At 69.4% G+C, this 13,385-nt stretch carries 12 protein-coding genes; 6 read left to right on the top strand and 6 right to left on the bottom strand.

What is annotated here, in order from left to right; translation table 11 throughout:
• Nucleotides 1-69: 69 nt before the first annotated feature.
• Genes ACZ6CV_RS11825 through ACZ6CV_RS11800 form a run of 6 tightly spaced genes read left to right on the top strand, consistent with a single transcriptional unit; the run spans nt 70 to nt 4,644 of the window.
• Complete coding sequence (locus ACZ6CV_RS11825; protein ID WP_362376453.1) at nt 70-840, top strand: DUF881 domain-containing protein; 771 nt, start codon at nt 70-72, stop codon at nt 838-840.
• A 22-nt stretch (nt 841-862) separates the two neighbouring features.
• Entirely contained in the window at nt 863-1,585 is a 723-nt protein-coding gene (locus ACZ6CV_RS11820) for a class E sortase (protein ID WP_469250670.1), read from the top strand.
• Nucleotides 1,586-1,637: 52 nt separating this feature from the next.
• Nucleotides 1,638-1,799: a hypothetical protein gene (locus ACZ6CV_RS11815; protein WP_362376456.1), complete on the top strand. Its 162-nt coding sequence runs from the start codon at nt 1,638-1,640 to the stop codon at nt 1,797-1,799.
• A complete protein-coding gene (locus tag ACZ6CV_RS11810; protein ID WP_362376459.1) occupies nt 1,796-2,455 on the top strand; it encodes an aminodeoxychorismate/anthranilate synthase component II in 660 nt (219 codons plus the stop codon). The genes ACZ6CV_RS11815 and ACZ6CV_RS11810 overlap by 4 nt, the downstream gene beginning before the upstream one ends.
• A complete protein-coding gene (locus ACZ6CV_RS11805; RefSeq protein WP_469250669.1) occupies nt 2,452-3,882 on the top strand; it encodes a class E sortase in 1,431 nt (476 codons plus the stop codon). Before ACZ6CV_RS11810 ends, ACZ6CV_RS11805 begins: the two co-directional genes overlap by 4 nt.
• A gap of 24 nt (nt 3,883-3,906) precedes the next feature.
• The gene (locus ACZ6CV_RS11800) at nt 3,907-4,644 is read left to right on the top strand and encodes a class E sortase (protein ID WP_469250668.1); all 738 of its coding nucleotides are present in this window, start codon (nt 3,907-3,909) and stop codon (nt 4,642-4,644) included.
• Between the two features lie 100 nt (nt 4,645-4,744).
• Here the strand turns inward: ACZ6CV_RS11800 and pknB are convergent, their stop codons facing one another.
• The 6 genes from pknB to ACZ6CV_RS11770 all read right to left on the bottom strand — a co-directional run bounded on the left by pknB (nt 4,745) and on the right by ACZ6CV_RS11770 (nt 12,965).
• Nucleotides 4,745-6,769: a Stk1 family PASTA domain-containing Ser/Thr kinase gene (gene pknB, locus ACZ6CV_RS11795; RefSeq protein ID WP_469250667.1), complete on the bottom strand. Its 2,025-nt coding sequence runs from the start codon at nt 6,767-6,769 to the stop codon at nt 4,745-4,747.
• Nucleotides 6,770-6,937: 168 nt separating this feature from the next.
• Nucleotides 6,938-8,401: a peptidoglycan D,D-transpeptidase FtsI family protein gene (locus ACZ6CV_RS11790; RefSeq protein WP_469250666.1), complete on the bottom strand. Its 1,464-nt coding sequence runs from the start codon at nt 8,399-8,401 to the stop codon at nt 6,938-6,940.
• Nucleotides 8,398-9,828 carry an FtsW/RodA/SpoVE family cell cycle protein gene (locus ACZ6CV_RS11785; protein WP_362376471.1) on the bottom strand — a complete coding sequence of 477 codons (1,431 nt, stop codon included), beginning with the start codon at nt 9,826-9,828 and terminating at the stop codon, nt 8,398-8,400. Before ACZ6CV_RS11785 ends, ACZ6CV_RS11790 begins: the two co-directional genes overlap by 4 nt.
• A gap of 26 nt (nt 9,829-9,854) precedes the next feature.
• The gene (locus ACZ6CV_RS11780; protein ID WP_469250665.1) at nt 9,855-11,408 is read right to left on the bottom strand and encodes a Stp1/IreP family PP2C-type Ser/Thr phosphatase; all 1,554 of its coding nucleotides are present in this window, start codon (nt 11,406-11,408) and stop codon (nt 9,855-9,857) included.
• 131 nt (nt 11,409-11,539) lie between these two features.
• A complete protein-coding gene (locus ACZ6CV_RS11775; RefSeq protein WP_355812284.1) occupies nt 11,540-12,055 on the bottom strand; it encodes an FHA domain-containing protein FhaB/FipA in 516 nt (171 codons plus the stop codon).
• Between the two features lie 10 nt (nt 12,056-12,065).
• Complete coding sequence (locus ACZ6CV_RS11770; protein ID WP_469250664.1) at nt 12,066-12,965, bottom strand: FhaA domain-containing protein; 900 nt, start codon at nt 12,963-12,965, stop codon at nt 12,066-12,068.
• Between the last annotated feature and the right edge of the window lie 420 nt (nt 12,966-13,385).

Raw genomic sequence — 13,385 nt, 5'->3', positions numbered from 1 at the left:
GGAGCTGAACCCTCCCCCGGGCGTCCGTTAGCGTAGTGCTTCCGCGGCGCTGAAGGAGATAAGGGTACGTTGAGCAATTCTGCCGACTCCCACAAAGGTGCCGGTCGTCGCCCCCGATGGCGTCCGGTTCGGGTACTTACGGGCGCTGTTTTCGCCCTGGCCGGGCTGATCTTCTTCACCAGTTTCAACACGGCCAAGGGCACCAACATCCGTACCGACGCCTCGCTCCTGAAACTCTCCGACCTCATTCAGGAGCGCAGCCACAAGAACGGCGCACTCGACGAGTCCAACGGCTCCCTGCGCGACGACGTCGAATCGCTCGCCCAGCGGGACAGCGGCGGCACAAAGGCCGACCAGGCCCGGCTCAAGGCCCTCGAAGAGAACGCCGGCACCAAGAAACTCAGCGGCCCCGCGGTCTCGGTCACCCTCGCCGACGCCCCGCCCAACGCCACCGCCAAGCTCCCCGGCTACCCCGAGCCCCAGCCCAACGACCTGGTCATCCACCAGCAGGACCTGCAGGCCGTGGTCAACGCCCTCTGGCAGGGCGGGGCCAAGGGCATCAAGGTCATGGACCAGCGGCTGATCTCCACGAGCGCCGTGCGCTGCGTCGGCAACACCCTGATCCTGCAGGGCCGCGTCTACTCCCCGCCGTACAAGGTGACCGCCGTCGGCGACCCCGACAAGCTCAGGAACGCCCTCGCCGCCTCCCCGGAGATCCAGAACTACATGCTGTACGTCAACGCGTACGGCCTCGGCTGGAAAGTGGACGACGACGGGGCGGTGACTCTTCCCGGCTACTCGGGCACAGTGGATCTCCACTACGCGAAGCCCGTGGAGTAAGCCGCTGGGGGAGCCTGTGTCGGTGCGAGTGCTCGTCAGGACGTTCAGCGAACTGTGCATCACCGTCGGCACATTGATCGTCCTCTTCGTCGTGTACGTCCTGTTCTGGACCGGCGTGAAGGCCGACCACGCCATGGACGGCCAGATCGACGAGCTGCAGGACCAGTGGGCGCGGGGCGCGGTCTCCACCGGCGCGGACGACAAGCCGACCGGGACGGGGTCTGCGGGGCCGGCGGAACCCGCCGAGAGCCCACCGGGGAAACCGGCCCGCTACAAGGACGGCAAGGCCTTCGCCGTCATGTACATCCCCCGGTTCGGTTTCACGTGGAACAAGCCCGTGCTCCAGGGCACCGGCACCGACGTCCTCAAGAAGGGCCTCGGCCACTACGCCTCCACCGCCCCGCTCGGACAGAAGGGCAACTTCTCCGTGGCCGGCCACCGCCGCACCTACGGCGACCCCTTCAAGGACTTCCCGAAGCTGCGCCCCGGCGACCCCGTCGTCCTGACCGACGGCACGACCTGGTTCACGTACCGCATCGACAAGAAGCCCTACCGCACGCTCCCCGGCGACATCGGTGTCATCGACCCCGTGCCGCGCAAGTCCGGCTACGACGGCCCCGGGCGCTACCTCACCCTGACGACCTGCGAACCGGAGTGGGGCCACAGCCACCGGCTGATCGCCTGGGCCCATCTGGATGCCACCCAGCCCGTGGAGGCAGGGAAACCGGAGGCACTGCGCCGTTAGTCTGGTGCCGTACGGCGAGGGAGGCCATGCCGTACGCGACGGAAGGGACGGCATGTACGGCTGGATCTGGCGGCATCTGCCGGGAAACACATGGATCAGGGCACTGATTTCGCTGGTGCTCGTCCTCGCGGTCGTCTATGTGCTGTTCCAGTACGTCTTCCCGTGGGCGGAGCCGCTGCTCCCCTTCAACGACGTCACCGTGGACGGACAGTGAGTACTCCGAGCGGCGCGCGCCGCAGCCGTGTCCTCGTCGTGGACAACTACGACAGCTTCGTCTTCAACCTCGTCCAGTACCTGTACCAGCTGGGCGCCGAGTGCGAGGTCGTGCGCAACGACGAGGTCGAGCTCCGGCACGCGCAGGACGGCTTCGACGGCGTGCTGCTCTCGCCGGGCCCCGGCACCCCGGAACAGGCGGGCGTCTGCGTGGAGATGGTGCGGCACTGCGCCGCCACCGGCGTGCCCGTCTTCGGCGTCTGCCTCGGCATGCAGTCCATGGCGGTGGCGTACGGCGGTGTGGTGGACCGTGCCCCCGAGCTGCTGCACGGCAAGACCTCGCTCGTCCGCCACGAGGGCAAGGGAGTCTTCGCGGGGCTGCCGTCGCCGTTCACCGCGACGCGCTACCACTCGCTGGCCGCCGAGCCGGCCACCGTCCCGGCCGACCTGGAGGTCACCGCGCGCACGGAGGACGGCATCATCATGGGCCTGCGCCACCGTGAACTGCCGGTCGAGGGCGTGCAGTTCCACCCCGAGTCGGTGCTGACCGAGCACGGCCATCTGATGCTCGCCAACTGGCTGGTGGAGTGCGGCGACACGGGGGCCGTCGGGCGATCGAGTGGGCTGGCCCCGGTGGTGGGCCGGGCCACGGCGTGACCGACCTGCGCCCCGAGCGCGACCCCTCCGGAGCCCCGTACGACGCGAACGGCGCGTACGGGGACGAAGGCGCGTACGGGGACGAGGGTGCGTACGGGGACGAGGGCGCGTACGGGGACGAGGGCGCGTTCGAGGCGGCGGTCGACGATCTGGACGACCCGCTGACGGACCCGTTGCCGGGCCAACGCACCGCGCCGGGCCAGCGCCCCGCCCCGGGCCAGCACCCCTCGCCAGGCCAGCACCCCTCCCCGTGGTTCCGCAGCGGTCCCGCGGCCGAGCCGGAACAGCAGCAGTCGCAGCATCCGCAGCAGCCTGCCGAGTCGCCCGAGCAGGAGTGGTACGACCCCGAGGGGTTCGCCCGGGACTGGTACGGGGCGCAGCGGCCGACGGCCCCCGAGCCCGGGTCCGGGCCCCCGCAGGAACCCACGTACGAGCAGCTGTACGGCGCCTACGCTCCCGAGCCGGCGCAGCCCGCCCAGCAGGTGCAGCCCGCACAGCCGACGCAACCGGCTCAGCCGGTGCAACCGGCGCGCGACGACGAGACGGTGGGACTGCGCACGGCGGACACCCGTCGAATAGCCGCGCAGGAGACCGGGACCGACCTCCCCGCAGAGGGCGGCCGAGCGGCCCGCCGCAAGGCCGCGAAGAAGGGCGGAACGCGCGCGACCGCCGACCGCGCCGACACCCCCCGGACCGGGCCGGGCGCCGCACCGCTCTCCCGTCTTGAGGCCCGCCGCGCGGAGCGCGCCCGCAGGCCGTCGCCGGGTGCCGTGATCAGCCGGGGGCTCGGCGAAGTCTTCATCACCGTCGGCGTCCTGATGCTGCTGTTCGTCACGTACCAGCTGTGGTGGACCAACATCCGGGCCCACCAGCAGGCGGACGGCGCCGCCCACGATCTCCAGGAGAGCTGGGCCAAGGGCAAGGGCAAGCCGGGGGCCTTCGAGCCGGGGCAGGGGTTCGCGCTGCTGCACATCCCGCGCCTGGACGTCGTCGTGCCGGTCGCCGAGGGCATCGACAAACACCAGGTGCTCGACCGGGGCATGGTCGGCCACTACAGCGAGGGCCGCACCAAGACGCCGATGCCCGACGCGAAGCAGGGCAACTTCGCGGTCGCGGGGCACCGCAACACCCATGGTGAACCGTTCCGCTACATCAACCACCTGAAGCCGGGCGACCCGATCGTGGTGGAGACGCAGGACAAGTACTTCGTCTACAAGATGGCGAGCATCCTGCCGCAGACGTCCCCCGGCAACACGAGCGTGATCGGGCCCGTCCCGCCGGGTTCGGGGTTCACCAAACCGGGCCGGTACATCACACTGACCACCTGTACCCCGGAATTCACGAGTAAGTATCGAATGATCGTCTGGGGCAAGATGGTCGAGGAACGGCCGCGCAGCAAGGGTAAGCCCAGCGCGCTCGTGAACTAGAACGGTGAGAACGGGGCAGATCGAGTGGCAGCCACGACCGACGACGACGAGAAGCAGGCCGAGGCGCCCGCACCGTCCCCCGCACCACGCGGCCGGGGCCGCGGCCGCATCGCCACCGCGGTCAGCGTCTTCGGCGAACTCCTCATCACGGCAGGGCTCGTACTCGGTCTCTTCGTCGTCTACTCGCTGTGGTGGACGAACGTCGTGGCGGACCGCGAGGCGCACAAGCAGGGCGACCGGGTGCGCGACCACTGGGCGAGCGGCCCCGGAAAGATCGACACCAAGGACGGCATCGGCTTCCTGCACGTGCCCGCGATGGGCAACGGCGAGGTGCTCGTCAAGGGCGGCACCAGCAGCAAGGTCCTCAACGACGGCGTCGCCGGCTACTACAAGGACCCGGTCAAGTCCGCGCTGCCCGAGGACAAGAAGGGCAACTTCGCGCTGGCCGCGCACCGCGACGGCCACGGCGCGAAGTTCCACAAGATCGACAAGATCGACAAGGGCGACGCGATCGTCTTCGAGTCACGGGACACCTGGTACGTGTACAAGGTGTACGCGACGCTGCCCGAGACCTCGAAGTTCAACGTGAAGGTCCTGGACGACGTCCCGAAGGAGTCGGGCGTCAAGAAGCCGGGCCGCTACATCACGCTCACCACCTGCACGCCGGTCTACACCTCGCGCTACCGCTACGTGGTCTGGGGCGAGTTGGAGCGCACCGAGAAGGTCGACGCCAAGCGGACGCCGCCGGCGGAGCTGAAGTAGCCCGCCCGAGAGAGACCCGCACGACGGCAGGAAGCCCCGGCACCGCTGAGCGGTACCGGGGCTTCTCCCTGTCGCACGAGGTGGTGTCGACGGGCCTCAGTCAGTCGCCGTGACGGCCCCAGCCGCCCATGCCCGCGACGAAGCCGTCGCCGCCGCCGTTGTCGCCGCCACCGTTGCCGCCGTTGCCACCGTTGCCGCCGTTGCCGTTGCCGCCCGCGGTGGTCAGGTTGACCGCGGTACCGGGCTTGGCCTTCTCACCCGCGTTGGGCTGCGACAGGACCACCAGGGCGTTGTCGTCCTGCGGGCCGACGATGGTGCCGACGCTCAGACCCGCGTCCTCGATGGCCTTGCGGGCGTCCTTCAGCTTCTGGCCGGTGAGGGGCGGAACCGTGGTCTCCTCGGCCTCCTTGGCGACCTGGACGGTCACCGTGGAACCGGGGTCGGCCGACGAGCCCGCGGACGGCGTGGTCTGGATGACCTTGCCCGCCTCGACCTCCTCGCTGGCGACGTCCTCGCGCTGCGCCACCAGGTCGTTGGCCTCGATCTGCTTCTTGGCCTCTTCCCAGGTCTTGCCCGCCACGCTGGGAACCGTGGACTGCGCCTTCTCCTTGGCCACGATCAGCGTGACCTTGCTGCCCTTCTGGACCTCGGTGCCGGAGGTCGGGTCCTGCTCCAGGACCGTGCCCGGGTCCTCGGTGGACTCGCGGGGCTTGGTGGTGACGTCGAACTGGTACTTGTCGCTCTTGAGCTTCTTCGTGGCGGTTTCCTCGTCCAGGGAAATGACGTTCGGCACCGCGACCTTGGGCGCGCCGGTCGACACCGTCACCGTGACGGTGTCGCCCTTCTTGACCTCCGCGTCCGCCCCCGGGTCCTGATCGCAGATCTGACCCTTGGGGTACTTCTCGCACGGCTCGCGCTTGCCGATCTCCAGCTTGAGGCCGACGTTCTCCGCCGACTCCTGGGCCTCCTTGTAGGACTCGCCCACGAAGTCCGGAGCCTTGGTGGCGTCGTCCCCGCCGTCCCCGGTGAACGCCCACTTCCCGATGAGGATCGCCCCCACCAGGACCAGGACGCCGGCGAGGACGAGCAGCCACGTCGAGGTGTTGCTCTTCTTGCGGCGTCCCCGGCCGTCGTCGTAACTCCCGTCGTCCGGGGTGACCGGCGGCATCATCGACGTCTGGCCCTGGCCGTGCTGCGGGCGCAGCATCGCGGTCTGCTGGTCGTTGCCGTAACCGTCGGCCCCGCCGTAGCCCACCGCGCCCATGGCGGCGGTCGCGGCGACCGGCTGGCCGTCCAGACAGGCCTCGATGTCGGCGCGCATGTCGTCGGCCGACTGGTAGCGGTAGTCCGGGTCCTTGGTGAGGGCCTTCAGGACGATGGCGTCCATCTCCGGCGTGATCTCGCCGTCGAAGACGCTCGGGGCCTGCGGTTCCTCACGTACGTGCTGATAGGCCACCGCGACCGGGGAGTCGCCCACGAAGGGCGGCCGGACGGTGAGCAGCTCGTAGAGGAGACAGCCGGTGGAGTAGAGGTCGGAGCGGGCGTCGACCTGCTCGCCCTTGGCCTGCTCGGGCGAGAGGTACTGCGCCGTGCCGATCACCGCGGCGGTCTGCGTCATCGTCATGCCGGAGTCGCCCATGGCGCGGGCGATGCCGAAGTCCATCACCTTGACCTGGCCGTTGCGCGTCAGCATGACGTTCGCGGGCTTGATGTCGCGATGCACGATGCCGTTGCGGTGCGAGTACTCCAGGGCCTGGAGGATGCCGATCGTCATCTCCATGGCCCGCTCGGGCAGCAGCTTGCGACCGGAGTGAAGAAGCTCGCGCAGCGTGGAGCCGTCGACGTACTCCATCACGATGTACGGGATGGAGACCCCGTCGACGTAGTCCTCGCCGGTGTCGTAGACCGCGACGATCGCCGGGTGGTTGAGCGAGGCGGCCGACTGGGCCTCCCGGCGGAACCGGGCCTGGAAGGACGGGTCACGAGCGAGGTCCACCCGCAGCGTCTTCACCGCCACGGTGCGGCCGAGCCGGGTGTCGTGCGCGAGGTACACCTCGGCCATGCCACCACGGCCGAGCACCTGGCCCAGCTCGTACCGGCCGCCGAGGCGACGCGGCTCTTCCATAGCTAATCCAGCCCTCTCCGTCGGTCCCGACCGCACCGTTGTGTGGTCCGGCGGTGTGCTGTCCGGGCATACGGTACCCGGCTCCACTTGCGTGACCCGGCCGCGGCCGTCACCCGATACCGGACCGGTACCGCAACGTGCACCGATGTGGAGGGGCCGTGACGGGGGTCACTTCTTGCTGTCGATGACTGCCTTCATCACGTCCTTGGCGATCGGCGCGGCGAGACCGCCACCGGAGATGTCCTGGCGGCTGGCGTCGCTGTCCTCGACGACCACGGCGACGGCGACCGGGGACCCGGAGTCCGTCTTCGCGTACGAGATGAACCAGGCGTAGGGGTTCTTGCTGTTCGCCACGCCGTGCTGCGCCGTACCCGTCTTTCCACCCACGGTGACGCCCGGGATCTTCGCCATGGTTCCGGTGCCCTTCTCGACCACCGTCTCCATCATTTCCTGGAGCTTCTGCGCGTTCTCCTTCGAGAGCGGCTCGCTCATCTCCTTGGGCGAGTGCTTCTCGATGGTGTCCAGGTTGCGCGCCTGCAGCTCGCTGACCATGTACGGCTCCATGAGCGTGCCGTCGTTGGCGACCGCGGAGGCGACCATGGCCATCTGCAGCGGCGTCGCGGCCGTCTCGAACTGGCCGATGGAGGACAGCGCGGTCTGCGGCTTGTCCATGTCCTCGGGGAAGTTGGAGGCGTTGGAGCGGACCGGCACGAACTGCTGCTCGTTGAAGCCGAACTTCTTCGCCGTCTCCAGCATCTTGTCCTTGCCGAGATCGGAGCCGATCTTGCCGAAGACGGTGTTGCAGGACCAGCGCAGCGCCTCACGCAGGGTGGCGTTCTTGCAGGGGATGTGCCCCTCGTTCGGCAGCGGCTGCGTGGTGTTCGGCATCGTCCAGGGGTCCGGCGAGTCCGTCTTGCTGTCGATGCCGTCGTAGAGGTTGTGCTCCATGGCGGCCGCCGCCGTGACCACCTTGAAGGTGGAGCCGGGCGGATAGGTCTCGCGCAGCGCGCGGTTGACCATCGGCCTGTCCTTGTCCTTTTCCAGGCTGAGGTACTTCTCGGCCTCCGCGTTGGTGTTGCCCGCGAAGTCACCGGGGTCGTACGACGGCGTGGAGGCGAGCGCCAGGATCGCGCCCGTGGACGGGTCGAGCGCGGCGACGGCACCCTTGCCGCGGCCCTTCAGGCCTTCGTACGCGGCCTTCTGCGCGGCGGAGTTGAGGGTGGTGACGACATTGCCGCCCTCCTTCTTCTCGCCGGTCAGCATGTCCAGGGTGCGGCGGAAGAAGAGCCGGTCGTCGTTGCCGGTGAGGATGCCGTCGTCGATGCTCTCCAGCTGGGTGGCGCCCATGCGCTGCGAGGAGTAGCCGGTGACGGGGGCCCACATGGGCCCGTCCTTCCAGGTGCGCTTGTACTTGAGGTCGTTGCCCGGGGTCGCCTTGGAGCCGGTGATCGGCTTGCCGTCGACGATGATGTCGCCGCGCGGCTGGGAGTAGCGCTCGATGGTGACGCGGCGGTTCTTCTCGTGCTTGGCGAGCGAATCCGCCTGGACGTACTGGAGCCAGTTGTCCCGGGCGAGCAGGGCGAGGATGAGCAGCCCGCAGAAGATCGCGATCCGGCGCAGGGGCTTGTTCACGGTCGGACCACCTGGGTCATCTCGGCGTCGGGGTTCGGGGCGGGGGACGGGGCCGGGCGGCGCGCGGTGTCGCTGATCCTGAGCAGGATGCCGATCAGGGCCCAGTTGGCGATGACGGAGGAACCGCCGTACGCCAGGAAGGGCATGGTCATACCGGTCAGCGGGATCAGGCCCATGACGCCGCCTGCGACGACGAAGACCTGGATGGCGAAGGCTCCGGAGAGGCCGATCGCGAGGAGCTTGCCGAACGGGTCGCGGGCGGCGAGCGCCGTGCGGACGCCGCGCTCGACGATCAGCCCGTAGATGAGCAGGATCGCCATGATGCCGGCGAGCCCGAGCTCCTCGCCGAAGGTGGCGAGGATGAAGTCGGAGTTGGCGGCGAACTTGATCAGGTCCGAGTGGCCCTGGCCGAGACCGGAACCGAGGGTGCCGCCGGAGCCGAAGGCCCACAGGGCCTGCATCGCCTGCTCGGAGTGGAGGACACCGTCCTGGACACCGGCCTGGCTGAGCTTGTACTCGCGCAGCGGGTCGAGCCAGGCCTGCACACGCGTCTGGATGTGCGGCTCGAAGCTCGCCACGGCGACGGCGCCGACGGCGGACATCAGCAGACCGAAGACGATCCAGCTGGTGCGCTCCGTGGCGACGTACAGCATGACGACGAACATGCCGAAGAACAGCAGCGACGTACCGAGGTCGGTCTCGAAGACCAGGATGAGGATCGACATCGCCCAGACGACGATGATCGGCCCGAGGTCGCGGCCGCGCGGCAGGTACAGGCCCATGAAGCGACGGCTGGCCAGGGCGAGGGCGTCGCGCTTCACCATCAGGTAGCCGGCGAAGAAGACCGCGATGACGATCTTCGCGAACTCACCGGGCTGGATGGAGAAGCCACCGATGTGGATCCAGATCTTGGCGCCGAAGACGTTCATGCCGAGACCCGGCACGAGCGGCAGGAGCAGCAGGACCAGCGCGCCGACCATGGAGATGTACGTGTAGCGCTGCAGGACGCGGTGGTCCTTGAGCAGCAGCAGCACCCCCACGAACAGGGCGATGCCGATCGCGGAGTACTTCAGCTGGTTCGGCGCCGCGGGGCTGAAGTTCGGCAGCTGCTGCAGGCGCTCGGACTGGTCGAGCCGCCAGATCAGCACCAGACCCAGGCCGTTCAGCAGGGTGGCGAGCGGCAGCAGCAGCGGGTCGGCGTAGGCCGCGAACTTGCGGACGACGAGGTGGCCCACCGCGGCGAGCAGGCCGAGGCCCGCGCCGTAGCCGAGCATGCCGGACGGCACCTTGCCGTCGATGGCCAGGCCCACGTTCATGTAGGCGAACAGCGGAATGACGACTGCGAACACAAGCAGCGCGAGCTCGGTGTTGCGCCGGCTCGGCGCACCGATCGCGCCGATCGTCGACGTGTGTGTAGTACTGCTCATGGCGTGCAAAGGCCCCCAACGGCTGCTTACTGCTTACCGCACAGCGGGACCAGCTTCTGCTCATCGTCGGAGAGGCTGGGGCCGGGTGTGGGAGTCGGTGCGGTCTTGGACTTGTTCTTGTCGGTCGAGCTGTTCTTGTCGTTCTTGTCGTCCCCGACGGGCGGGGCGGTCGTGGAGTCAGGGCCCGTCGGCTTGCGCCGGCCCTCGGTGCCACCGGCTTCGCCCTCGCCGGGCTTGGCGTTGTTCTCGCGCTCGACCTCGCGGCGCTCGGCTTCCTTCTTGCACGCGGAGGCCTGCAGGCCCAACTCGTCGACCTTGCCCTTGGCGTCGTCGAGGTTGTCCTCGGGGATCGTCCCCTCGACCTGCTTGCGCTGGTACGGCGGCAGGTACTTGAGTTCGATCTCGGGGTGGTCCTTCTCGACCTTCGACAGACTGACCCAGGCCAGATCCTGGTCGATGCCCCGGTACAGGGCGATGTGCTCGTCCTTCGTGCCCACGTAGTACTGGGTCTGCGTCCAGCGGTAACCGCCGTAGAGGCCACCGGCGATGACGGCGAGGGCGAGCGCCCCGTAGAGGGATCTCTTGAGCCACTTGCGGCCGCCGCCGGGCTTGACGAAGTCATCGTCGTCGTAGGACCCGAAGCTGCCCTCGGGCACGTACCCCGTGGTGTCGCCGCTGCCGGGCGGGCCGAAGCCGCCGCCGCCCGAGGGCTGCGGCGGGACCGGCCTGCCGAGCCCGGAGGCGCGCCCCGCGGGCGTCTGCATGGCGCCGTCGTCCTGCGACTGGAGCTGGTTCTCGGCGACCGCGCCGACCACCACGGGGGTGTCGGACAGCTGTCCCGCGAGGGTGTCGCCGCTGTCGATGTCCAGGACGTCGGCGACGATCACGGTGATGTTGTCGGGGCCTCCGCCGCGCAGCGCGAGCTGGATCAGCTCCTGCACGGTCTCCTGGGGGCCCTGGTAGGAGGCGAGGGTGTCCTCCATGGTCTGGTGCGAGACGACTCCGGAGAGGCCGTCCGAGCAGATCAGGTAGCGGTCGCCGGCGCGGACCTCGCGGATCGACAGATCCGGCTCCACGTGGTCGCCGCTGCCCAGCGCGCGCATGAGGAGCGACCTCTGCGGGTGGGTGGTGGCCTCTTCCTCGGTGATCCGGCCCTCGTCGACGAGGCGCTGCACCCAGGTGTGGTCCTGGGTGATCTGCGTGAGCACGCCGTCCCGCAGGAGGTACGCGCGCGAGTCGCCGACGTGGACGAGACCGAGGCGCTGGCCCGTCCACAGGAGGGCGGTCAGGGTCGTCCCCATGCCCTCGAGCTGGGGGTCCTCCTCGACCATCACGCGCAGCTGGTCGTTGGCCCGCTGCACGGCGGTGCCCAGCGACGTCAGGATGTCCGAGCCCGGGACGTCGTCGTCGAGCGTGACGAGCGTCGAGATGACCTCGGAGCTCGCCACCTCGCCGGCGGCCTGGCCACCCATGCCGTCGGCGATCGCGAGGAGGCGTGGGCCGGCGTAACCGGAGTCCTCGTTCCCCTCCCGGATCATGCCTTTGTGCGATCCGGCGGCGAAGCGCAAAGACAGACTCATGCGCACCTCGCCCGTCGGCTCCGGGTACATCCGCACGGTGCCCACCCTCCGGTCGGGAGCGCGCCGGCGTCCAGTGTCTGGACAGCCGTTTCGGCTCGCTCGCTCCGCTCGCGCTCTGTCATGACGTAGTACTACTTCCGCAGCTCGATGACGGTCTTGCCGATGCGGATCGGCGCGCCCAGCGGAACGGGCGTCGGGGTGGTGAGTCGGGTCCGGTCGAGATACGTGCCGTTGGTGGACCCGAGATCCTCGACGATCCACTGGCCGTCACGGTCCGGGTAGATCCTGGCATGCCTGCTGGAGGCGTAGTCGTCGTCCAGCACGATCGTGGAGTCGTGCGCCCGGCCCAGCGTGATGGTCTGGCCCTGCAGCGCGACGGTCGTCCCGGCGAGGATGCCCTCGGAGACGACCAGCTTGCTGGGGGCGCCGCGCCGCTGCCGGCCGCCGCCGCCCTGCTGCCGCTGCGGTGGAGGCGCGGCGGCCTGCTGCTGGCGGGCGGCCTGCTGGGGACGCTCGCGGCGCGAACCGCGCTGTGTGACGCGCGTTCCGAACAGGTCGCTGCGGATGACCTGGACGGCCACGATCACGAACAGCCACAGGACGGCTAGAAAACCTAGCCGCATGACCGTCAGGGTCAGCTCTGACATTGCCCCCGCTTCACCCTTCGGCTTGCCGGTAAACGATGGTGGTTTGACCCACGACGATCCGCGAGCCGTCGCGGAGCGTAGCGCGGGTGGTGTGCTGCCCGTCCACCACGATGCCGTTGGTGGACCCGAGATCCTGGATCGTCGAGGGCGTTCCGGTCCGGATCTCACAGTGCCGACGCGATACGCCGGGGTCGTCGATCCGCACATCGGCGTCGGTGCTGCGACCCAGCACCAGCGTCGGGCGGGAGATCTGATGGCGATTGCCGTTGATCTCGATCCAGCGCCGCACCTGGGCGCCCGGTAGTGGACCGGCGCCGGGGCCCTGGGGCCTGCTCGGTGCCGGGGACTGCCCGCCGGGACGGCCCGCGCCGGGCGGCGGCGCGGCGGGCATGGGAGGCGGGCCGCCGGGGGTCCCGGACGGCGGCTGGGGATATCCGTAGCCCCCGCCCGCGGCGCCTGCGCCGCCCGCACCGCGGCCGGGAGCCGCGGCAGGGCCGCCGGGGCCCGCGGGGGCGCGCTCGGGCGCCTGGGAGCTGCTGGAGGCAAGCGTGCGGCTGCGCACCCGGTACAGCCCGGTGTCGAGGTCCTCGGCCTTCTCCAGGTGGACCTTGATGGGACCCATGAAGCTGTAGCGCTGCTGCTTCGCGTAGTCACGCACCATGCCGGAGAGCTCGTCGCCGAGCTGGCCCGAGTACGGACTCAGCCGGTCGAAGTCGGGGGCGCTGAGCTCCACGATGAAGTCGTTGGGGACGACCGTCCGCTCGCGGTTCCAGATCGTCGCGTTGTTGTCGCACTCGCGCTGGAGGGCGCCGGCGATCTCGACGGGCTGGACCTCGGACTTGAAGACCTTGGCGAAGGTGCCGTTGACCAGACCTTCGAGACGTTGCTCGAACTTCTTCAGGACTCCCATGGGGCACCTCCTCCGTCGTAGTCATCCTGGTACTGCTTACTGATCGTATCCACGCGCCGGGAAATCGGCTGGTTCCCCCTGTCCGCCCGGTCGACGAGTGTCGCCTCTCACAAGACATGCCCGCACCAGGGTCCAGAGGATCCTCCCAGGACCCCTGAGGAAGCCCTGATTCGTTGCCCCGGCACCCCGTACGGGCAGTGGCTCGGGGCTCCGGTTCGAGTCTCCCTTTACGAGGGATCGTAGAGGGGGCCCAAAGCCAGTGTCCCGCACCTGGCTGTGGACCTCGCCGAGCTCGGCCGGGACGGGGTCACGATGTCGGGCGGCACGGGGCCGCGGTGTCGGATGGCACGGGGCCACGGGTTCGGGCGGGACGGGTTCGCGTCGGGCGCCGGGCCGGGCGGGGCGAAGCCCGGTCGGGAC

It is taken from the genome of Streptomyces sp. NPDC041713, assembly GCF_055591085.1.
Note: the sequence above shows the minus strand (reverse complement) of the source record. Positions and strands in the feature narration are given on the sequence as shown.

Bases quoted from the DNA above. Each gene is read 5' to 3' on its own strand.
- ACZ6CV_RS11815 (WP_362376456.1), top strand. From the start codon at position 1,638: ATGTACGGCTGGATCTGGCGGCATCTGCCGGGAAACACATGGATCAGG.
- ACZ6CV_RS11770 (WP_469250664.1), bottom strand. From the start codon at position 12,965: ATGGGAGTCCTGAAGAAGTTCGAGCAACGTCTCGAAGGTCTGGTCAAC.
- ACZ6CV_RS11780 (WP_469250665.1), bottom strand. From the start codon at position 11,408: ATGAGTCTGTCTTTGCGCTTCGCCGCCGGATCGCACAAAGGCATGATC.
- pknB (WP_469250667.1), bottom strand. From the start codon at position 6,769: ATGGAAGAGCCGCGTCGCCTCGGCGGCCGGTACGAGCTGGGCCAGGTG.
- ACZ6CV_RS11775 (WP_355812284.1), bottom strand. From the start codon at position 12,055: ATGTCAGAGCTGACCCTGACGGTCATGCGGCTAGGTTTTCTAGCCGTC.
- ACZ6CV_RS11785 (WP_362376471.1), bottom strand. From the start codon at position 9,828: ATGAGCAGTACTACACACACGTCGACGATCGGCGCGATCGGTGCGCCG.